This is a genomic window from Vibrio casei (assembly GCF_002218025.2).
Classification (GTDB): Bacteria; Pseudomonadota; Gammaproteobacteria; order Enterobacterales; family Vibrionaceae; genus Vibrio; species Vibrio casei.
This window is the reverse complement of sequence record NZ_AP018681.1, coordinates 144,310-164,802: the sequence shown is the minus strand read 5'-3', so window position 1 is coordinate 164,802 and position 20,493 is coordinate 144,310. Positions and strand designations below refer to the sequence as shown.

General features: G+C 40.3%; 15 protein-coding genes. 7 read left to right on the top strand and 8 right to left on the bottom strand.

Going from position 1 to position 20,493, the window contains the following annotated elements:
* Positions 1–122 precede the first annotated feature (122 nt).
* On the bottom strand, positions 123–581 hold the full coding sequence (locus VCASEI_RS13655) for a DoxX family protein (RefSeq protein WP_197709600.1): 459 nt from the start codon (positions 579–581) through the stop codon (positions 123–125).
* A 72-nt stretch (positions 582–653) separates the two neighbouring features.
* Complete coding sequence (locus VCASEI_RS13650) at positions 654–1,433, bottom strand: DODA-type extradiol aromatic ring-opening family dioxygenase (protein WP_089110262.1); 780 nt, start codon at positions 1,431–1,433, stop codon at positions 654–656.
* A gap of 178 nt (positions 1,434–1,611) precedes the next feature.
* Between VCASEI_RS13650 and VCASEI_RS13645 the strand changes: the two genes are divergently transcribed.
* Positions 1,612–2,496: a LysR family transcriptional regulator gene (locus VCASEI_RS13645; RefSeq protein ID WP_089110261.1), complete on the top strand. Its 885-nt coding sequence runs from the start codon at positions 1,612–1,614 to the stop codon at positions 2,494–2,496.
* A gap of 203 nt (positions 2,497–2,699) precedes the next feature.
* Positions 2,700–3,149, top strand: a complete 450-nt coding sequence (gene soxR / locus VCASEI_RS13640) for a redox-sensitive transcriptional activator SoxR (RefSeq protein WP_089110260.1) — start codon at positions 2,700–2,702, stop codon at positions 3,147–3,149.
* A 97-nt stretch (positions 3,150–3,246) separates the two neighbouring features.
* On the opposite strand, the gene VCASEI_RS13635 is transcribed toward soxR, so the two are convergent.
* Entirely contained in the window at positions 3,247–4,443 is a 1,197-nt protein-coding gene (locus tag VCASEI_RS13635; RefSeq protein ID WP_089110259.1) for a DEAD/DEAH box helicase, read from the bottom strand.
* 216 nt (positions 4,444–4,659) lie between these two features.
* Here VCASEI_RS13635 and katG point away from each other — a divergent pair, with 216 nt between their 5' ends.
* The gene (katG, locus tag VCASEI_RS13630; RefSeq protein WP_086960506.1) at positions 4,660–6,846 is read left to right on the top strand and encodes a catalase/peroxidase HPI; all 2,187 of its coding nucleotides are present in this window, start codon (positions 4,660–4,662) and stop codon (positions 6,844–6,846) included.
* Positions 6,847–6,922: 76 nt separating this feature from the next.
* Here the strand turns inward: katG and VCASEI_RS13625 are convergent, their stop codons facing one another.
* The gene (locus VCASEI_RS13625) at positions 6,923–9,139 is read right to left on the bottom strand and encodes a multiheme c-type cytochrome (protein WP_226983390.1); all 2,217 of its coding nucleotides are present in this window, start codon (positions 9,137–9,139) and stop codon (positions 6,923–6,925) included.
* A 597-nt stretch (positions 9,140–9,736) separates the two neighbouring features.
* Between VCASEI_RS13625 and VCASEI_RS13620 the strand changes: the two genes are divergently transcribed.
* Together VCASEI_RS13620 and VCASEI_RS13615 are read left to right on the top strand one after the other, a co-directional pair.
* Positions 9,737–11,284: an arylsulfatase gene (locus tag VCASEI_RS13620; RefSeq protein WP_086960505.1), complete on the top strand. Its 1,548-nt coding sequence runs from the start codon at positions 9,737–9,739 to the stop codon at positions 11,282–11,284.
* A gap of 155 nt (positions 11,285–11,439) precedes the next feature.
* Entirely contained in the window at positions 11,440–12,429 is a 990-nt protein-coding gene (locus tag VCASEI_RS13615; RefSeq protein ID WP_086960504.1) for an HAD family hydrolase, read from the top strand.
* A gap of 26 nt (positions 12,430–12,455) precedes the next feature.
* Here VCASEI_RS13615 and VCASEI_RS13610 read toward each other — a convergent pair whose 3' ends face one another.
* On the bottom strand, positions 12,456–13,358 hold the full coding sequence (locus tag VCASEI_RS13610; protein WP_086960503.1) for a LysR family transcriptional regulator: 903 nt from the start codon (positions 13,356–13,358) through the stop codon (positions 12,456–12,458).
* A 91-nt stretch (positions 13,359–13,449) separates the two neighbouring features.
* Here VCASEI_RS13610 and VCASEI_RS13605 point away from each other — a divergent pair, with 91 nt between their 5' ends.
* Positions 13,450–14,373 carry a DMT family transporter gene (locus VCASEI_RS13605; protein WP_086960502.1) on the top strand — a complete coding sequence of 308 codons (924 nt, stop codon included), beginning with the start codon at positions 13,450–13,452 and terminating at the stop codon, positions 14,371–14,373.
* Between the two features lie 421 nt (positions 14,374–14,794).
* Here VCASEI_RS13605 and VCASEI_RS13600 read toward each other — a convergent pair whose 3' ends face one another.
* Together VCASEI_RS13600 and VCASEI_RS13595 are read right to left on the bottom strand one after the other, a co-directional pair.
* On the bottom strand, positions 14,795–15,592 hold the full coding sequence (locus VCASEI_RS13600) for a Cof-type HAD-IIB family hydrolase (protein ID WP_086960501.1): 798 nt from the start codon (positions 15,590–15,592) through the stop codon (positions 14,795–14,797).
* Positions 15,593–15,621: 29 nt separating this feature from the next.
* Positions 15,622–16,797, bottom strand: a complete 1,176-nt coding sequence (locus tag VCASEI_RS13595; protein ID WP_170924576.1) for a YcbX family protein — start codon at positions 16,795–16,797, stop codon at positions 15,622–15,624.
* A gap of 169 nt (positions 16,798–16,966) precedes the next feature.
* Between VCASEI_RS13595 and pyrC the strand changes: the two genes are divergently transcribed.
* Complete coding sequence (gene pyrC, locus VCASEI_RS13590; RefSeq protein WP_086960500.1) at positions 16,967–17,995, top strand: dihydroorotase; 1,029 nt, start codon at positions 16,967–16,969, stop codon at positions 17,993–17,995.
* A 357-nt stretch (positions 17,996–18,352) separates the two neighbouring features.
* Here the strand turns inward: pyrC and VCASEI_RS13580 are convergent, their stop codons facing one another.
* Positions 18,353–19,930, bottom strand: a complete 1,578-nt coding sequence (locus VCASEI_RS13580; RefSeq protein ID WP_086960499.1) for a BCCT family transporter — start codon at positions 19,928–19,930, stop codon at positions 18,353–18,355.
* Between the last annotated feature and the right edge of the window lie 563 nt (positions 19,931–20,493).

Below are 20,493 nucleotides of genomic sequence, written 5' to 3'. Positions count from 1 at the left end.
ACGCCATCTTTCACTGTCGACAATATTCAAGACTATATTTAAGACAAGAAAATGCCCAATATCTCATTGGGCATCCTTTATAAAAACACAACTATTTTTTTGATGGCGCTAGACGAAATATACTAACCTTTCAATTTTTTAAAAATAAGGTTATCTATCCCTACACGTCCTGAGCCTGAAAAAACCAAGGAAACAGCAATAGCCAATAATGCCAAACCAAATTCATAGCCACCATTGGCAAGGAACAAACCATTAGGTAAGTGGACAGAAACAATCGCTACCACCATCGTAAAAGCAACTACCGCAGCAGCAGGGCGAGTCAGCAAGCCTAATAAAATCAATAAACCACCAAAGAACTCACCAGAGCCAGCTAAAAATGCCATTAATTCACCAGGGCTAAGTCCAAGTGATGCCATGAATTGTCCAGTTCCTTCAAGCCCGCCACCACCAAACCAACCAAATAACTTTTGGCTACCGTGCGCCATTAAAATAATGCCCGTCGGTATACGTAGTATTAAAGGTGCAAAGCTTGCGTTTGTAGAGCCTGTGTTTGATTTCACAATGCGTTGTAATAAAGACATAATTTTTTCCTTACGTTTAAATAATTTGGGTTAGCTACTAAACAGTTAGTTATTAAACATTTAGTCATTAAGCTAAGCCCACAAATACGATTCCATTGATAAAGCGTGGTATTTAATTCCACCCTTCAAAATCTTAAGTTGGTCATTACTTTGGCTTGCCCCTAAGGCAAACAGTAATGGGTAATAATGCTCTGCACTTGGATGCGCTTGATAAAAATCAGGATGTAAATCAGCCGCAGCTATTAAAGCCTCTCCATTATTTTGTTCCACTTGTGAACGCACCCAGCTTTCAAAACGTTGCGCATAGTGTGCTGCGTTATCATGGCTAGCTTTCACATCAGCCAGATTATGGGTTATCGAACCTGAGCCGACGATTGCAATTCCTTGCTGACGAAAGTGAGCTAAACATTGACCTAATCGAAACACTTGCTGTGGGCTAGCGGTTACATCTAACGACACCTGAATCACTGGCACACTCGCATTAGGGACTAAGTGCATTAGTGGTACCCAAGCGCCATGATCTAAGCCTCTGTTTGATTGCAACTGAACATCAACCCCCTTCGCAACCAAACATTGCTGGATCTGCAGAGACAATGCTGGATTTCCTCGAGCAGGGTATTGCAATTGATATAACGCCGTTGGAAAACCACCAAAATCATGAATCGTTTGCATCTGAGCATCGGTTGAAATTGCCGTATAACCACGCGTATTCCAATGGGCAGAAAGTACAACAGTCGCTTTAATATTTTGAAAGTTTGATTGATGCTGTTCTAACAATTGTCTTGCATAACTTTGCTCAATCGCAAACATAGGCGAGCCATGACCAACAAACATCGCAGGAGCCATTGTCATCTCATTTACCTCGTTCGCTCTTCAATTATTCGATGAGGTAAGTTTGCTACCATTACTTTTAATTAACAATATAGTAAACAATGAACACATTGTTCAAAATTATTGAACAGCGTAATATTGACCAAATCGATTGAATAAAGTTCAGCTAGTAAAAGGCAAATAAGTACAGGGAGACAAAATGGATAAATTAAATGTTATGAATAGTTTTGTTCATGTTGCTGAAAAAGGATCTTACACCGCTGCAGCTCAACATCTAAGTAAAACTAAAGCACTAATGAGTACTCATGTTTCTCAATTAGAAAGTGAATTACAGGTAAGACTTATTCATCGCTCAACCCGAGGAATACAGCTCACTGAAGCCGGCAAAGCCTACTATGAACAAGCCAAACGAATATTAGATGATATCTCGATGGTGGAAGTGAGTTTAAAGAACGATCAACAACAAATTGCTGGGCGTTTACGCATCAGCGCCCCCACCACATTTGGTGAATGCGTACTAATGCCATTTGTTGCCGAATTTATCAACGTTCATCCCAACATAAAAATAGATGTTGTGCTCAACGATCGTTTTGTTGATCTGGTATCCGAAGGTTACGATCTCGCCATTCGTATCGGTCAATTAGAAGACTCCGACCTCATTGCCGTGCCAGTTGGATTAATGACATTAAAAGCATGCGCTTCACCCACTTTTATTGAACAACATGGCATGCCACAGGTGCCACAAGAATTAAGCTCTTTACCTGCCGTCTACGATACGAACCACAAAGGCCGTAGCTTAAGGCGTTGCTACAAAGAAGGGGAATCTTTTTCGTTCCCAATCCAGTCCATTATTTCCGTCAATAATGCATTAGCGTCTGCCCGACTTGCTGTTCACGGTAATCTATTCACCATCAGCCCAGATTTTGCGGTTGACCCTTTTTTAAAAACTGGTCAATTACAGCAACTGCTATCTGATTATGACTTCGGCTCCTACCCAGTAAATGCCATGTATAGCCATCGCAAGTACTTACAACAAAAAGTAAATGTCTTTAATCAGGCCCTGAAAAAACACATGAATCAATAATATGGGCGTCAATAATGTAGTCATTAAAAAGTATTCCACTCATACTCTTATGTCACCGTGTTTTTTGGCCATGTTTTAAGTTGAGATGTTTAAGTCATCATATTTAAGATAGACTCAACCTAAAGTTAAGGTTAGCTTTTATTGTTTGTAATACTAAAATCACAGATCAATAACAACGGTAAACATTTTATCGGGTGAAGAACATGGACATGAGTGTTGGAAAAGTCGCTAAACGTGCAGGAATAAGCGTAGCTACCTTACATTTTTATGAACAAAAAGGGCTAATTTACAGTAGCCGAAATGCTGGAAATCAACGGCGTTACCCAAGACAAATTCTTCGTCGAATCGCGGTCATTAAAGCGGCGCAGAATGTGGGATTAAGTTTGCAAGAAATAGCCAATCAACTGTCTCACTTACCTAAACACCGAGCACCAAAAAAAGAAGAGTGGGAAGAACTAGCGCAAAGTTGGCAACACCAATTAACTCAAAAAATTCAAAGTCTAAAAGCCCTGAAAACTCAATTGGGCAGTTGTATTAACTGTGGTTGTTTATCATTAGAAAGCTGCGCCTTATACAACCCAGATGATCGCAAAGGCGTACTAGAAGCAGGCGCTAAACTGTCGATTATACCCGCAGACAAAACAGATGATTAAGGCAATAACCAAACCGACATTAAAAAACGCCACACGATGTTAATCGCATGGCGTTTATTGTAAAAGTGACGATTATTTCAATCACCGAGAATTAAAATTAAGACTCTTTCGAGTGCCTTTTATGCTTTGGCACATAATTTAATACTGAAATGGGCACATCTTTAATCGGCGTGAAACCTTCGACCGTTTCGCGTTTGATCAAATGTCCTAAACGACTTTCAATCATACATAAATTTTTAAAATCATCACGAGAAACGAGTGATACCGCCTCACCTTTTGAACCAGCACGACCCGTTCGACCAATTCGGTGTACATAATCATCGGCAGGAAAAGGTAAATCGTAGTTGATGACACACGGTAAATCATCGATATCAATACCACGTGCAGCCACTCCAGTTGCCACTAGATACTTCACCGTTCCTGCTTTAAATTCATCTAATACGCGTGCACGTGACGCTTGATTTCGCCCACTATGAATGGCTTCAGCCGCAATGCCTCGTTTTTCAAGCTGTGACACTAATTTAGCCGCACCATGCTTAGTGCCAATGAAGATAAGTACCTGAGCCCAATCTCGCTCAGTTAATAAATGCGTCAATAAGGCTGATTTTTTATCCTTATCTACCGTAATCATATATTGGTTAATCGAATCTTTAGACGCACTGTGCTTAGCGATAGAAATTTCCGTCGCATTACTCACCGCCGTACGAGCTAATTCTCTCACTGGGTTTGATAACGTCGCAGAGAATAATAAATTCTGAATATTTTCAGGCAAGCGCGCTAAAATTTTATTGATGTCTTCAATGAAACCCATGTCGAGCATTCGGTCGGCTTCATCTAATACCAACATTTCAACTTCATCAAAGTGTACCGAATGCTGGCCATATAAATCAATCAAACGGCCCGGTGTTGCGACTAAAATATCAACACCATCAAGCAAGGCTTGTTTCTGTGGTGCGTAATCGACACCACCGTACATAGCAAGTGATGATAGCTCCAAGTATTTACCATAGGCTTGAATGTTTTCTTCTACTTGAATCGCTAACTCTCGAGTAGGCACTAAAATTAAGGCTCGAATGCGTTTTTTTCGCTGAGTTTCACCTTGGCGAAGTAATTCTAAAATAGGTAATACAAAACTGGCAGTTTTACCAGTACCCGTTTGCGCCGCTGCTATCAGGTTTTCACCTCGTAAAACAAACGGGATCGCTTTGCTTTGGATATCAGTTGGTTTGTTATAACCAAGTTCGGTAATAGCTTTTTGTATTAAAGGGTCTAATCCCAGCGTCGAAAATGACATCGAATTTCTCAAACTTTTAAATAGAACCCGTATTGTAACCAATTTACGCTAAGCTAGTAATCAATGTTATGAATAAAAACGGTCTAATACAAAAAACCATAATATAAATAAAGAATAACCTATGAGTTTTATCGGTAATTCCGATTGGTCACGACACTGAATCAGGAGTAATTTGAATGAATCAAAGAGCAATATCAAAATGCAGGGAGTATACCTATGTCAAATGAATCAAAATGCCCGTTTCATAGCGCAGCGAAAACCGCAGCAACCGGCACAAAAAATAAAGACTGGTGGCCTAATCAACTCGATCTTTCCATCCTTCATCAACAAAATGCAAAGTCCGATCCAATGGATTCTACTTTCGATTATGAAAAAGAGTTTCTCTCACTCGATTTAAAATCCATCAAAAAAGATCTTCATGAATTAATGACCGATTCTCAAGATTGGTGGCCTGCCGATTTTGGACATTATGGTCCTCTGTTCATTCGTATGGCTTGGCACAGTGCTGGTACTTACCGCGTACAAGATGGTCGTGGTGGTGGCGGTACAGGCCAACAACGTTTTGCCCCTCTAAACAGCTGGCCAGATAATGTTAACTTAGATAAAGCTCGTCGCCTACTTTGGCCTATTAAACAAAAATATGGCAAAAAAATATCGTGGGCAGATCTATTTATCCTAACGGGTAACGTTGCTCTAGAATCTATGGGTTTTAAAACTTTCGGTTTTGCCGGTGGTCGTAAAGATGTTTGGGAACCAGAGCAAGACGTTTACTGGGGCCAAGAAACCACATGGCTTGAAGATGACCAACGCTACTCTGGCGATCGTGATTTAGACGATCCCCTTGCCGCGGTTCAAATGGGCTTAATCTATGTAAACCCAGAAGGTCCAGGTGGCAAACCAGATCCACTACTCGCAGCACACGATATCCGTGATACCTTCGCTCGTATGGCAATGAATGATGAAGAAACCGTTGCCTTAATTGCAGGTGGTCATACTTTCGGTAAAACGCATGGTGCCGGTGATGCCGCACACGTAGGCGCCGATCCAGAAGCAGCAGGTATTGAGCAGCAAGGGTTAGGCTGGAAAAGTACCTACGGCTCAGGTAAAGCAGGCGATGCGATCGGCAGTGGTTTAGAAGTCACTTGGACACAAACCCCGACCAAATGGAGCTACTACTTCCTAGAAAATTTATTCAACTACGAATGGGATCTAGTGAAGAGCCCTGCAGGTGCTTGGCAATGGGTTGCAAAAACTGACGATGAAAATGTACCGGATGCATTTGAAGCGGGTAAGAAGCATAAACCGACCATGCTAACCACCGATCTATCATTACGTTTTGATCCTGAGTATGAAAAAATCTCTCGTCGCTTCATGAAAAACCCGCTGGAATTCCAAGAAGCGTTTGCCCGTGCATGGTTTAAACTAACCCATCGCGACATGGGGCCAAAAGCGCGTTACTTAGGACAAGAAGTACCTGCCGAAGATTTAATTTGGCAAGATCCGATCCCAGAAGTGAAGCACCCTCTAATAGATAAATCTGATGAGGCCGAATTGAAGAAACAACTGCTGGCCTCTGGTTTGCCTGTTTCAGATCTCGCTTCAACCGCGTGGGCTGCTGCCTCAACATTCAGAGGTTCGGATATGCGTGGTGGAGTAAACGGTGCTCGTATTCGTCTTGCTCCGCAAAAAGATTGGGAAGTGAACCAGCCAGTACACCTCGCCAAAGTACTAGAGAAACTGGAAGAAATTCAAGGACAATTCAACCAAGCACAATCAGGTGGTAAACAAGTATCATTTGCCGATGTTCTTGTACTTGCTGGTAACGCAGCGGTTGAACACGCCGCGAGAAATGCAGGAATGGATGTAGATGTTCCATTCCAAGCCGGCCGAACTGATGCTACTCAAGAACAAACCGAAGTGGAATCTTTCGAGTACTTAAACCCGGTTGCCGATGGTTTCCGTAACTATGAAAATAGCAAATCTAGAGTACCGGCAGAGTACTTACTTGTTGATAGAGCACAACTATTAACGTTAACGGCACCAGAAATGACCGTTCTTGTCGGTGGTTTACGTGCACTAGGCACCAACTATGCTCAAACGGGTTACGGCATCTTCACCGATAAAAAAGAAACCTTAAGCAATGATTTCTTTGTGAACTTACTTGATATGAATACCGAGTGGCAAGCAATTGGTGATGATAAGAAAATCTACCAGGGAATGGATCGCAAAACGGGAAAAGAAAAATGGCAAGCCACGCGTGCCGATCTCGTCTTTGGCTCGAATTCACAACTTCGCGCCGTCGCGGAAGTGTATGCCTCTGCTGATGCGAAAGAAAAATTCGTTCAAGACTTCGTTAAAGCATGGACAAAAGTCATGGAATTAGATCGCTTTGATTTAAAATAGTGAAACATAATATTCACTCAACAAAATAAAAATGCACGCTGAACAGCGTGCATTTTTTATCGTGCAACACCAAAAACTAACCTTGGTTCAATTTCATTAATTGATCCACAAACGCATCCACTTGAGGGTTCCTAGGTAAAAGTTGCTGTAACTTCTTCGCATACTCTAAGGCCAAAGCATAATCTTTCATCTCAGCATAAGATTGAGAAATGGCATAAATTAACTCGGGATTATTCGGGGCTAACTTATAAGCCTCAACCAATTCATATATTGCTTCTTTTCGCTTCCCTTGATCTTTTAAGAGTAAAGAATAGGTATAGTGGTATTGCATATTATCAGCAGCATAAATAGTAGCATTACGCAAAGACTCTACTGCTTTAGGCTTCTGCCCATCACGTATATAGCTCATTGCTTTAGCGTAGTGTAATGACGCATTCTTAGGGAAAAGAACCAATCCTTGATCCAACGTTGCTTGCGCTTTTTTCTCTTCCTTTTCAACTCGGAATACATCCGCTAAGTTGACATAAGCGGGAATGAAAATAGGCTCCAATTCAATCGCTTTCTTAAAGTTTTCTTCTGCCTTATCGAACTGTTGCATATTCAAAGCAAGGTTGCCCAACGCCGCATAAGAGAAACCACGATCATTCTGGTAGGCTTGAACTTGGCGATATTCATCCAACACTTTGTTGAGTCTATTTCTCTCTTCTTTCGTAAGCTTCGCCGATTGAGCTAAATCAGGCACAATAGGAGCCAGAACTCGAGCAGCTTCAGTACGCACCGATAACGCTTTATCATTCAATAAAGGGCTCAATAAACCCCACCGTTGATCAATAGGAAAGTTTTGTGCTGCTTCGATTGCACCAAGCTTTTTCAGTGGTTCATTCATTTTAACTGCACGTACAATCGCGACCATTGCGTTCTTATCCGGTAAAGTGCTCATCCGCTCCAAAGCAGATGCCCGTACGATGTCAGAATAATTAGAATCCTGAGCAATCTTAGATAACTCAGTACTTGAGGTAAGCCCGCCAATATCTGCTTGATAAAACACATTAGCAAAATGATCACGGCCTTGATATTGACTATTCGGATACCACCTTTTCAATGTTTTTTCTGCCCAATTAGCACTTTTATCCTCATGACATTGATTACAGGCATTCGACGACCCCGTAAAAAGGGTCGAATCGGGGCGAGGCACTTTAAAGCTGTGATCGCGTCTTGGATCCACCTGCATATAGGTGGTTGCAGGCATATGACAATCTACACACTGGTTACCTTGCTTAAACTTAGCATGTTTATTGTGAGCATCCGTATCATATTCAGTTTTAGTATGGCATTGAGTACAGGTATCGTTGCCAGGTAGCTTTAACTTGCCTGAATGTGGATTATGGCAATTACTACAAGTAACTCCTTTTTCATGCATTTTACTCTGCATAAAAGATCCCCAAACATACACTTCATCTAAAATTTGGCCATCTGGTTGATACAAATCGGCTGTTAATAATGATGGCATAAAGGCATTAACAATATCTTGTGGGTTACTGCGATCTTCTAATTGAGTTCGGCGTACATGACAACTAGCACACGTATCCACTTGTTTACTTGCCATTAAAGGTTGCACAGACACCATGTTACCATCGACATCTTTATGGAATAGAGGCGTACGCATTTTAATATTAACGTCATAGCCTTTATTCGTAATGCTTTTATCTCCCTTAGCCCATTTAATATGCTTAGTATTATCACCATGACACGCATTGCAGCTAACATTAATCGCCGAAAATTCAGGTTGGTAGGTTTGGGTCTCTGCATCATAATTTTTTTTATAATCCGTCACATGACAATCAGCACACATTTGGTTCCAGTTCTGCCCGGGTTGCGTCCAGTGGAAGGTATCATTAGGGGACTGGCCTGGATGTAAGATAAACCAGCGCTGACCTCCTTCTTGTTGAGTACGAGAATCCCAAGCAAAAGGAATAAATTGCCAACGCCCCTTTCCTGCATCAAATATATATTGTTGTAACGGTTGATAACCAAAAGTATAAATCACATTAAGATTCTGCGTTTTACCCTGTTCATCGACAAAATCAACCCAAAGTTTTTTCTCTTCATCTTCGCGAAATACCGCCGGTTGACCTAAATATTGAATGCTACGTCCATCGAATTCACCTAGACTTGACACCACCGTTGCTTTTTCCATCGCATGAAAATGATCGGATTTTTTCCAATCGTCAACTTGCTGTTGGTGGCAGCTAGCACATTGCTCACTAGGAGGACCTGCCGCATAAACAGACATACTGAATATATTAAAAAGCACCATTATTACCAAAAAAATTGTCCGTACTTTTTCACAAAAACCTCATCTGCTTATTGCTATCCATACAAAACATTAAAAACGATTTATTGTCATTCATAACCACTTGAACATTATAAAAAATGAACTAAAAAATATTAACATAGGTTTATCAACTCTTTTCAGATTTCACTTAAAATACCCAAAAACTCTGCCTTAACATTAAAGGCTTATTATTCTTTTCAATATAAACTTACATATTAATAATTAAGAACCATAATTGTTAAAGCTTCTTATTAAAAAAGTTTTACGAATAAACCAAGAAAATACATAACAAAGATGAATGATAAAATTTATTTTATCGTCATAATCAAAAATATCTTCTCAAAAAAATATCTCTCTCAAGCCTTATAAAGGCTAGGATCCACATAATACAAAACAAACTATTATAACTATTTTCTCATAATAACTAATATTTTAGGTAACAATGATTTACACGGATATTGCTCATGGAAATAATTACTGTTTTTTTACATTAGAGCACGAGATTGTGAACATTTGTATCTTTAATGTTTTATGGATAATTGCGCAGGAGGATTCATGCGTCCTATTTTAAAAAAAGCTCTCATATTAGGTGGAGCCATAGCTTCATTTAGTACTTTTGCGGCAACCGACAAACCCAATATTTTAGTTATTATGGGTGATGATATTGGCCAAACCAATATTTCCGCCTATTCAATGGGTTTAGTGGGTTACCAAACTCCAAATATCGACCAAATTGCAAAAGATGGTGTAATTTTTACCGATTACTATGCTGAACAAAGCTGCACAGCTGGACGTTCTACTTTTATTACAGGTCAATCTACATTACGCACCGGTTTAGCAAAAGTTGGCTTACCTGGCGCAGATGTTGGTTTACAAGATCGTGATGTCACCATTGCTCAATTATTAAAACCTCTTGGCTATGCGACAGGCCAATTTGGTAAAAACCATTTAGGTGATCGCGATGAATTCTTACCAACACAACATGGTTTTGATGAATTCTTTGGTAATCTTTATCACTTAAATGCTGAAGAAGAACCAGAACAACGTAACTACCCTCAAGACCCTGATTTTAGAAAGAAATTTGGGCCACGTGGTGTTATTCATTCTTATGCCGATGGTAAAATTGAAGATACTGGCCCACTGACACGCAAACGCATGGAAACCATTGATGAAGAAACCGCTTCTGCTGCAATGGACTTCATGGCAAAACAAGTAAAAGCAGAGAAACCATTCTTTGTGTGGTGGAACGCAACTCGTATGCACTTCCGTACCCATGTAAAAGAAGAGAACCGTGATAAACCAGGTCTTAACTCACGCACTGAATATGCTGACGGCATGATTGAGCATGATAACCAAGTCGGTGCTATTCTTAAGAAACTTGACGATTTAGGCGTAGCCGATAATACCGTCGTTTTATATACGACCGATAATGGCCCTCATAAGAACACATGGCCTGATGCTGGTAATAGCCCATTCCGTAGTGAAAAAGTCACTAACTGGGAAGGTGCTTACCGTGTTCCTGCTATGATTCGTTGGCCTGGCCACATCAAACCAGACACCATTGCTAATGGTATCGTGAGCGGACTTGACTGGTTACCAACTCTAGCCGCTGTTGCTGGTGAGACCAAAGTTAAAGAAGAATTGCTTAAGGGCAAAAAAGTCGGTAATAAAACCTTCAAAGTTCACTTAGATGGTTATAACCAACTACCTTACTTAACTGGCAAAGTAAAAGAATCACCTCGTAAAGAATTCTTCTACTTCAATGATGACGGTCAGTTAGTCGGGCTTCGTTACGAAAGCTGGAAAATTGTTTTCATGGAGCAACGTACAAAAGGTACTTTAGCGTTATGGGCCGACCCATTCACGCCATTACGTACTCCTAAGCTATTTAACCTACGTTCAGACCCATATGAAGAAGCCGATGTTACCTCTAACACGTATTGGGACTGGGTCATGGATCATGTATATCTATACGTACCAGCACAAGCTTATGTCGGGAAATTCTTAGAAACCTTCAAAGAATTCCCACCAAGCCAAACACCTGCAACGTTTAATCTAGATGATGTAATGAAAAAACTCTCTGAAGCTCCAACAACTAAATAAGTATTGTAGTGAATAGAGTAAGATAAAATTTTAATCGTAGGCCTACTAGCAATGGTAGGCCTTTTTATGATGTTTATGTCTAAGATTAGATCGCTCTTGTTCAACACTAATATTTAATGCGTTATTTTCGTTTTCCCTAGTTTTAAGGATAAATTATGAACCTATTACGAATATTAACACTTGCCACCGTGGCCATTATGAGTCATCACGCTATCGCCAATAACACTATTGATCCATTACCGTCATGGAACGACACGGCAACAAAAAAAGGCATCATTCAATATGTTCAACAAACGACTAACCCTGATTCAATGCAATTCATTCCTGTTAGTGAGCGTATTGCCACTTTTGATAATGATGGAACGTTATGGGCAGAGAAACCTGTCTATTTTCAACTTTATTTCGCTTTAGACCAAATTAAAGCCCAAGCAAGCCAGCACCCCGAATGGAAAACGGAAGAGCCTTTTGCATCGGCTCTAAAAGGTGACCTAGAAGGCGTGAAAAAATCAGGTATGGAAGGTTTAGTGAAACTCGTCATGGCTAGCCATACTGGTATGTCAACAGAGCAATTTAATGCTTCCGTTAAAGCTTGGATCAAAACCGCTCGCCATCCAACAACCCATCGTCCATTTACAGAGATGGTGTACCAACCAATGATTGAATTATTACATTACCTACAAGACAACAATTTCAAGACTTATATTGTATCAGGTGGTGGCGTTGAGTTTATGAGAGCTTGGGCTCCAGAAGTATACCGTATACCCAAAGAGCAGATTTTAGGCTCATCGGTCAAAACTCAATATGAGATAGTCAATGGTAAACCAACCATCATGCGTTTACCTGAAATCAGTGTAAACAATGATAAAGCACAAAAACCATTAACCATTCAAACCTACATCGGTAAGAAACCCGTTATCGCGGTAGGAAATTCAGATGGCGATTTAGAAATGTTGCAGTGGACAAAAACATCCTCTTATCCAAGCCTTGCGTTACTGGTTCATCATACAGACGCCGAACGCGAGTGGGCCTACGATAAAGACTCTAATGTGGGACACTTAGAAAAAGCCCTTCCATTAGCGAAAAAAGATAGTTGGACCGTAATTGATATGAAACAAGATTGGAGCCAAGTTTTTCCTAAAAAATAATTGAATATGCTCGTTAATCCCAACATCTAACGGGCATCCATTTCCTCAAAACGAGTCAGCACAAACTCAATAAATAAACGCACCCTCATTGGTAAATGATCACGATCTCGATACAACATAAATAACGTTCTCGCCTTACTTCTCCACTCAGGCAATACTCGATTTAACTCTCCTTTCTCTATCATAGGCAAGGCAAAATAGTCTGGAATATAGCCAATGCCTAACCCTTGTTTCACTCCATGCGTCAACATTTGTATTTCATCAACCTCCAAACGAATGGCTTGATTCGCTTGGTAATCATAAGCTTGCCCCGTTTTTATATTGACTAACTGCCATACCGACATTGGGTGGCATATAATCACAGGCTGACCGCATAAATCAGGTGGTTGTAAAATATCACGTGTCGTAAAGCTCGGACTCGTACAAAGAATAAAGTGAATATCTTTTAGCGGACGAGCTATCCAATTATCCACCACAGGATTACCAACGCGAAAAACCACATCCATGCCTTCCCCTTCAATATCAATCAAACTATTAGAAAAATGCAAATCCAACTGAATATCAGGGTACTTAAGCAAAAAATCATAAAAAATAGTACGAAGAAATTGTGAACCTGCATTTATAGGAGCACTAATACGAATTTTACCTTTCGCCTGATGCTTCTCATTATGCAAGTCTTTACCAATATCATTTAATTCATCAAATAAGGCACTCGAACGTTGAAAATAAAGCTCCCCAGTATTGGTTAACGACACCCGATGTGCATCACGATTAAGTAATCGAAGTTGTAGGTCTTGCTCTAATTGACGGATTCGCCGGCTCAATGTCGATAAGGGAATAGATAAACTTTCTGACGCCAATTTAAAACTTTTCAAACGTGCTACAGTACAAAAATAACGCATGTCATCAAGAGAATAGTTAGATTTCATAAATGGGATTACCTGTCTTATTTTTGCTTGTTTATCTTAATAATGAAACTAATACACTTACCGTCTATTAACAAGTGAACTGGAATAATGAATGAATTTTTCTACTACAACTAAAGCGGTTACCCTCTTAATACTGTGTACTTTCTTTTGGGGCAGCACCTTTCCTATCGGTAAAAATGCATTAAATGAAGTGCACGCACTAACCTTAGTTTTTTGGCGATTTGCTATTGCAGCCATTTGCCTAGGTTTATATATGCAAGCCATTCGTAGCCCAAAAACTCTCCTAAGCTCGACACAATGGATCTGGGTAATTACGGTCAGTGCGGTCGGGGTTGGTGGGTTAAATCTAGGGCTGTTCACCGGGCTTACGTATACCAGCGCTGCCAATGGTTCATTAATCATGGCATTAAGCCCGTTAATGACCTCACTTATCGCCAGTGTCGCTCACCGAGCATTACCCTCGAAAGCTCAATGTTTTAGTTTATTGGTGAGTTTATCTGGCGTCTTATTGGTGATCACCAATGGGCACTTAGACACCTTACTTCACCTGAAACTGAATCATGGTGATAAACTCATATTTTCAGGCATGTTAGCATGGAGCTTGTACACCTATTTCAGCCAAGGAATCAGCCAGTGGATGCCTGTGATCCCTTACACTTTTGTTGGTATGCTCAGCGGTGCAGCGGTCATTGGAACCATGTGTTTAATCACCCCGGAAGTGCATCCTTTTACTGAACTATCCAGCAGCTCTATTTCTGGGATTGCTCAAGTGATTTATATTGGATTATTTGGGACGGTAGCGGGCTACTTATTATGGCTAAACGGCATACGCCAACTGGGTTCTGCCAGCGCATCATTGTTCTTTAACTTTGTACCGATCTTCGCAATGTTGACATCATTTATGATGGGGCAAACCGTCACTACATTACAATTAATTGGTGTAGCAGTGGTTATCACGGGCTTATTATTGCCTCGTTTGGTTTCGTTAAAAATACGTCCACAAACCGAGTTGTAATATCACATAATCCCATCAGTCGGCCTGAAATTAGGGCCGTTTGATTCATTCTAGCCGTATTGGGGTTCGGAGATCCCAGCGGTTATTCAATCGCTGGAATGATGATGGGAAAGCGCATTAATAACCCAAACTATTTTAAACTGTATAATATTCTTATGACGGGATTACTCATTTTTGTTGCTATGAGTATTGCTTATGAGCATGTTTATATACCTTTAATGAATCTCAATTAATGTTATATCTATTGGCTGAGTGTCCTGCGAACCTAAACACACAATATCTTCCAAAAAATTGAATCGAATAGGATCAATCAGATTGCATATACTAAAAGTTAAAATGCCCCCAGTTAGCAAGCTCTTGCCTGCTGGTGGCATTTCAATCATCACTTATGCGATAACTCATTCATTGAATAACTAGCATATTATTTTAGAAGAGTTTCAATTACCCTTAATACCCCCGACTCATGATTACTTGGAGCATAAAAACGAGCGTATTTTTTAACGCCTTCATGTGCATTTTCCATGGCATAAGAATAATAGCTTTGCTGCAGCATCTCGACATCGTTAAAATAATCACCAAAGCTCATAGTCTGTTCAAAACTAAAACCAAGCATATTTTGCAAGTGTTTAATCGCCGCTCCTTTAGAAGCGTCTGCATTCATAACATCAAGCCAAATTTTAGCGCTTACAACCACTTGATGAGAATCACCAAACGTTTCATTAATGATCGGATAAACCAACGCTTCTGTACCACCAAAATGACAAATGGCGATTTTAATGAATTCATCGTCTACGCTCAGTACATCTTCTACATATTCACAACGATGATAATACTTCGAAAACTCAGCCAAAGCTTGTGGATTCTGTGTTTCGATATAAGCAGATCGTTTTCCACACAACACCAAAAATGCATCATCAATTAGACGAGCTTGCTTGATGATCGCTTCAACTTCCTCACGTTCAATGGTACAACTGTATAGCTCTTTGCCTTGGTGCATCACCAAGGTGCCGTTTTCAGCTATAAACATCATCTTATCTTTCAGCGGCTCGAAAGTGTCCATTAAACTGTAATATTGTCGACCAGAAGCCGCCGCAAAAATGATGCCTCTTTGTTCTAATTGGTTATAAAGACCATAAAAATCAGGGTCAAGTTTACCTTGTTCATTCAGTAATGTTCCATCCATATCGGACGCGATAAATTTTATATCAGGTTGTGTCATAACGACTCCCTAAAAGAAGGTAATAAAAACTAACTCACCAATTCAACATCAGATTTAGGCACGCAACAACATGCAAGCACCTTACCTTCATCGATTTCACCTGGGAATAAAGCTGGCATATCTGGTTGCTCAACTTTGCCTGATTCCAATGTCATTTTACAAGTGCCACAAAAGCCCGAACGACAGCTATTGGCAACTGGAATACCTGATTTTTCAGCTTGTTCTAATAACGTTGACTGGTTATCACCTTCAAACAAGTTACCATCAATACTGATAGTGATTTTTTTCACAGGATCAACTTGCACGACATCTTGGCTGGTGTCGGCGTAATATTCTTTTTCTTTCGTTTCAAGAATTTCGACCACATCACCAGAACGAATCATACCTTCATTTTTGGCAATGACATTTTGGCCAAAGAAGATCCCCCCACTTTTATCAGCACGAAATTTTGAGAGTGTATTCAACGGTTCATTTTGCTCACTACGCATTGCGGTTATAGGATTAACCGTTGTTAAAACGCAGCGCATGCAAGGCTTCACTACTTCAAATTCAACCTCACCAATACGAAAACGCTTCCACGAATCTTCTGCAAAAGCTTCGGTATCAGACACCACAATATTAGGGCGAAATTGCGCCATCACATTTTGTTTGGTACTGCGGCGGTTAAGTTCATCCAAAGACCCTTGAGAAATCAATAACAATGGATAACCATCAGCAAAACTCACATTGGTTTGAATTTTTTCACGTTGACGATTGGACTGTTCACCAGAAAATAAAAGCTGAACTTTCTTACCTAAAATAAAACTGAACCATTGATTGGCTTGTTCTGTTGTGGAATAAGATTGAAAGTGATCATTCCAAACTTGGCACCCCACTTCTTCACGTTCAAAATCCTCAAAACGTAGGTGAATAGGCTTAGACTCTGGGTACGTTAATACTAAACCATTTGCCTGTAAGGCTGCTTTAATGCGCACCATTTGATGGTTTTCACGAGCGGTTACCATTCGTCCATTCATATCGGCCACCATAAAACGACGATCGAAACTTAATCCTTGCTTTTCGACCCATGATGATGACATTTCGATACCAGTAATTGATTTTACTGGATAGACATTAATTTGCGCTAATGTCGCCTCTTGAAAAGGGTCTAGGCCCAAAGTAGCTTCAATCTTGGCGAGTTTTTTTTCTAATTCTGACTGACTCATCACCGCTCCATCTGGTGTGGATAATAGTTATGGTTAAAGAATACCAGAATTGCCTCTTTGAACCTAAGCGAAAGACTGGAAAATAAGATGAAAAGTAAGGACATTTCCTCTATTATTTCGCCCCACACGAAAGCGTTTGCGTTTTTTTAAATTGAATAAGGTGGGAACCATGACAACTTTGACCATTACACGCCCTGACGATTGGCACGTGCACTTACGCGATGGCGATGCGTTAGCTAATACGGTAAAGGATATTAGCCGTTACAATGGCCGGGCTTTGATCATGCCAAACACCGTTCCACCTATCACCAACTTAACGTTGGCTTTAGCGTACCGCGATCGCATCATGGCTCATAATCACAGCGATACTTTTGAACCATTGATGTCACTCTACCTAACCGATAACACCACACCAGACGATATTCATGAAGCGTACGCTTCTGGCAAAGTTGTAGCCTGTAAACTCTACCCTGCAGGTGCAACCACAAACTCTGATTCTGGCGTTACCGATGCAAAGAAAATTTATCCAGTATTAGAAACCATGGCAGAAGTGGGTATGTTACTGCTGATTCATGGTGAAGTAACCGCACATGATGTGGACATTTTTGACCGTGAGAAAGCTTTTCTAGATACCGTACTTGCGCCAATCGTGAACGATTTCCCACATTTAAAAATTGTACTTGAGCACATCACAACACGTGAAGCAGTTGAATTTGTTAATCAATCAGGCGACAACGTTGCAGCAACGATCACTGCACATCATTTATTATTTAACCGTAATCACATGCTGGTTGGAGGCATTCGACCTCACTTTTATTGTCTGCCGATTCTAAAACGTAGTAGCCATCAACAAGCATTAATTGAAGCCGCCACCTCTGGTAGCAAAAAATTCTTCTTAGGAACCGATTCCGCACCGCATGCTCAAGGCAAAAAAGAAACCGCTTGTGGCTGCGCAGGTTCTTATACTGCCCATGCTGCGGTTGAGCTTTATGCGGAAGTGTTCGATAAAGAAGGTAAGCTTGAAAACCTTGAAGCATTTACCAGCCACAATGGCCCAGACTTCTACAATATTGCTCGCAATAACGACACCATTGTCATTGAAAAAGCCACATGGCATGTACCTGCAACCATGCCTTTCGGTGAAGATGTGGTTGTACCCATTCGTGCCAATGAACAAATAGAATGGATTGTGAAATAAAATACCGCTATCAATAAAGCCGTTCACACTCCGAAACTGAACGGCTTTAACATCAATTAACGCTTAAATTGCCTTTCGCAAAGAATCCCGTCTCTGTCTCCATCCATTTTAGTCTCTGGACAATGATCAATAAAAACTTTGCTTCTTCATAAGATTTCATTTGTGAACAATGTTGGCGACCATCACATATAAATACCGATTGTTCAACATCATAAAATCCATTGATATTCCAGTAAATTTATCACCCTTGGTTATCACTCTCATACACTAATAAAATTATTAGCAGTTATTTTGCGATATACATAAAAAAGACCAGCTCAGGGCTGGTCTTAACGGGCTATCGAAAAAGTATGAAGGCTAGTCCAAACCTTGGTCTTTTGCCATCTTCATTGCTATTTGTGGCGCGTTCCACAAAGAAGGCAATAATATTAAAGATACTGGAACAGCCGTAATCACAATAAAGGACTGCAAGGCAGAAATACCACCAGATCCTAAAGAAATTAAGATAAGTGCCGTGACCCCCATCATGACTCCCCAAAAGGTACGAATAATCGCATTTGGCTCCGTTTCACCACTGATCACCACACTAATTGTATAAGTCATAGAGTCACCGGTCGTCACAATAAATACGGTCGTCAGTACAATAAATAAAATTGAAATCAGCGTAGGAAATGGAAATTGCTGTGTTATCGCCAGTAATGCTCCTGGTAAATTGAATCCTTCAAATGCCGAACTCACACTGCCAGGGTTACTTATCTCAAACGCTAAACCGCTGCCCCCAATAATCGTAAACCAAAAGCAAGTCACTAAAGGGGCAACAATACTCACAGTACCAATCAATTCACGAATTGAACGACCACGAGAAATACGCGCAATGAAAATCGCCATCATCGGTGCATAACCAACGAACCATCCCCAAAAGAAAACCGTCCAGCCACTTAACCAGCCTTCATCCCCACGGTACGTCGCCATGGGTATAAAGCTATCGACCATAGTTCCAACACCTTGAATATAACTGTTAAAGATGAAATGAGTAGGTCCAAAAATTAAGATATACAGCATCAACGCCACCGCTAAGATCACGTTATAACGGCTTAACATCTGCATACCACGATTTAAACCGCTTAACGCCGATATGGTATAAAGCGCAATAGCAAATAATACGATGATCAGTTGGGTAGCAAAACCATCCGGTACATTAAACAATACATTCAATGCATAACTAATTTGCAAACCAAGAAATCCAATGGGACCAATAGTTCCCGCAGCAACTGCAATAATACAGCATGCATCAATTAATGCGCCCACATGGCCTTTTAAAGCACGTTCACCTAAAACAGGGTAAAGTAAAATTCGTGGTTTCAGCGGTAGGCCTTTATCATAATGTAAATGCATAACGACAATGGTGCTTAAACTCCCGACAATCGCCCAGGCTAAAAATCCCCAATGCATAAAAGATTGAGAAAGTGCATTAATAGCACGTTGCTGAATATTATCAGTCGGATCATAAAGAGGTGGCGCACTTACAAAATGAGCGATAGGCTCGGCAGCAGCCCAAAAAACACCGCCACCAGCAAGTAACGTACAAAATAAAATTGCCGTCCAACGGAAATTAGGTAGCTCTGGGGTATCAGTACCACCTAGAATCACTCGACCAGTACGGCCTACGGCCAATGCTAACCCAATGAAAAAAGTAAGAAGAAGTAGAACTTGCCAATATGGCCCGAACACTTTAACTGACCAAGCAAAGCCAGTATTAACGAGGTAAGACAGCACTTGACCATCAAATAACGCGAGAACCACAAAAAGAGCAATAAAGCCGCCACTATACCAAAAGGCAGGATTGGTTAAGCCAAGTTTATCGGAAGTAGTTTCTTGTCGCGGAGGTTTAAGGGTTTCAGTATAACTATCAAGAGAGTTTGTTAAATCAGGCATTCTGACTCCAGTTTTTCTTTGCATACTTGTTTTAGCATTTATATTTTTGCTATAGCATCACAAAGCTGTATTTACACCCGCAGTCATCCTTTCCAAACAGGTAGCGCGCCGCTAGGGTATACATTTATGTTGTAACTTCAACCCAAAGGCTTTTGATCACATCTTTATGTTCCCTAAGTTATTTTGATTACCCTTCCCCTAAGAAATCCATTAACAAACTGATATAAAACATTATTTATGAAAAACCCACAATAAGAAAAAAATCAAATCGTTAGTATTATGAAGAAACGAAAAAATGGCATAAAGTGAATTTTAAATACACGTTCACTCATATTAAAAGACAAAGAGACCTATCTGATGATTTTTTCATCAAACAGATTATAAAGATCTCAAGCGAACAAAAAACAACCAAAAGAAAAAGTATTAAAGTCAACGGTGATGTTCATGACTCCGCCACCTTCTACATAATTTTAATTGTAAAAAATGTTTAATATTACTTCATCAGGAAAAGGAAAGTAGAAAAATTATTTTTATTTTAATCCACTTAAAAATCTCTATGCTTA

What these genes read in the sequence shown, in the direction of transcription:
- VCASEI_RS13620 (WP_086960505.1), top strand. Translation starts at nt 9,737, where the DNA reads ATGCGTCCTATTTTAAAAAAAGCTCTCATATTAGGTGGAGCCATAGCT.
- VCASEI_RS13605 (WP_086960502.1), top strand. Translation starts at nt 13,450, where the DNA reads ATGAATTTTTCTACTACAACTAAAGCGGTTACCCTCTTAATACTGTGT.
- VCASEI_RS13610 (WP_086960503.1), bottom strand. Translation starts at nt 13,358, where the DNA reads ATGAAATCTAACTATTCTCTTGATGACATGCGTTATTTTTGTACTGTA.
- VCASEI_RS13655 (WP_197709600.1), bottom strand. Translation starts at nt 581, where the DNA reads ATGTCTTTATTACAACGCATTGTGAAATCAAACACAGGCTCTACAAAC.
- VCASEI_RS13625 (WP_226983390.1), bottom strand. Translation starts at nt 9,139, where the DNA reads ATGTCTGTTTATGCGGCAGGTCCTCCTAGTGAGCAATGTGCTAGCTGC.
- VCASEI_RS13615 (WP_086960504.1), top strand. Translation starts at nt 11,440, where the DNA reads ATGAACCTATTACGAATATTAACACTTGCCACCGTGGCCATTATGAGT.
- VCASEI_RS13595 (WP_170924576.1), bottom strand. Translation starts at nt 16,797, where the DNA reads ATGAGTCAGTCAGAATTAGAAAAAAAACTCGCCAAGATTGAAGCTACT.
- katG (WP_086960506.1), top strand. Translation starts at nt 4,660, where the DNA reads ATGTCAAATGAATCAAAATGCCCGTTTCATAGCGCAGCGAAAACCGCA.
- pyrC (WP_086960500.1), top strand. Translation starts at nt 16,967, where the DNA reads ATGACAACTTTGACCATTACACGCCCTGACGATTGGCACGTGCACTTA.
- VCASEI_RS13645 (WP_089110261.1), top strand. Translation starts at nt 1,612, where the DNA reads ATGGATAAATTAAATGTTATGAATAGTTTTGTTCATGTTGCTGAAAAA.
- VCASEI_RS13635 (WP_089110259.1), bottom strand. Translation starts at nt 4,443, where the DNA reads ATGTCATTTTCGACGCTGGGATTAGACCCTTTAATACAAAAAGCTATT.
- VCASEI_RS13650 (WP_089110262.1), bottom strand. Translation starts at nt 1,433, where the DNA reads ATGACAATGGCTCCTGCGATGTTTGTTGGTCATGGCTCGCCTATGTTT.
- VCASEI_RS13600 (WP_086960501.1), bottom strand. Translation starts at nt 15,592, where the DNA reads ATGACACAACCTGATATAAAATTTATCGCGTCCGATATGGATGGAACA.
- soxR (WP_089110260.1), top strand. Translation starts at nt 2,700, where the DNA reads ATGGACATGAGTGTTGGAAAAGTCGCTAAACGTGCAGGAATAAGCGTA.
- VCASEI_RS13580 (WP_086960499.1), bottom strand. Translation starts at nt 19,930, where the DNA reads ATGCCTGATTTAACAAACTCTCTTGATAGTTATACTGAAACCCTTAAA.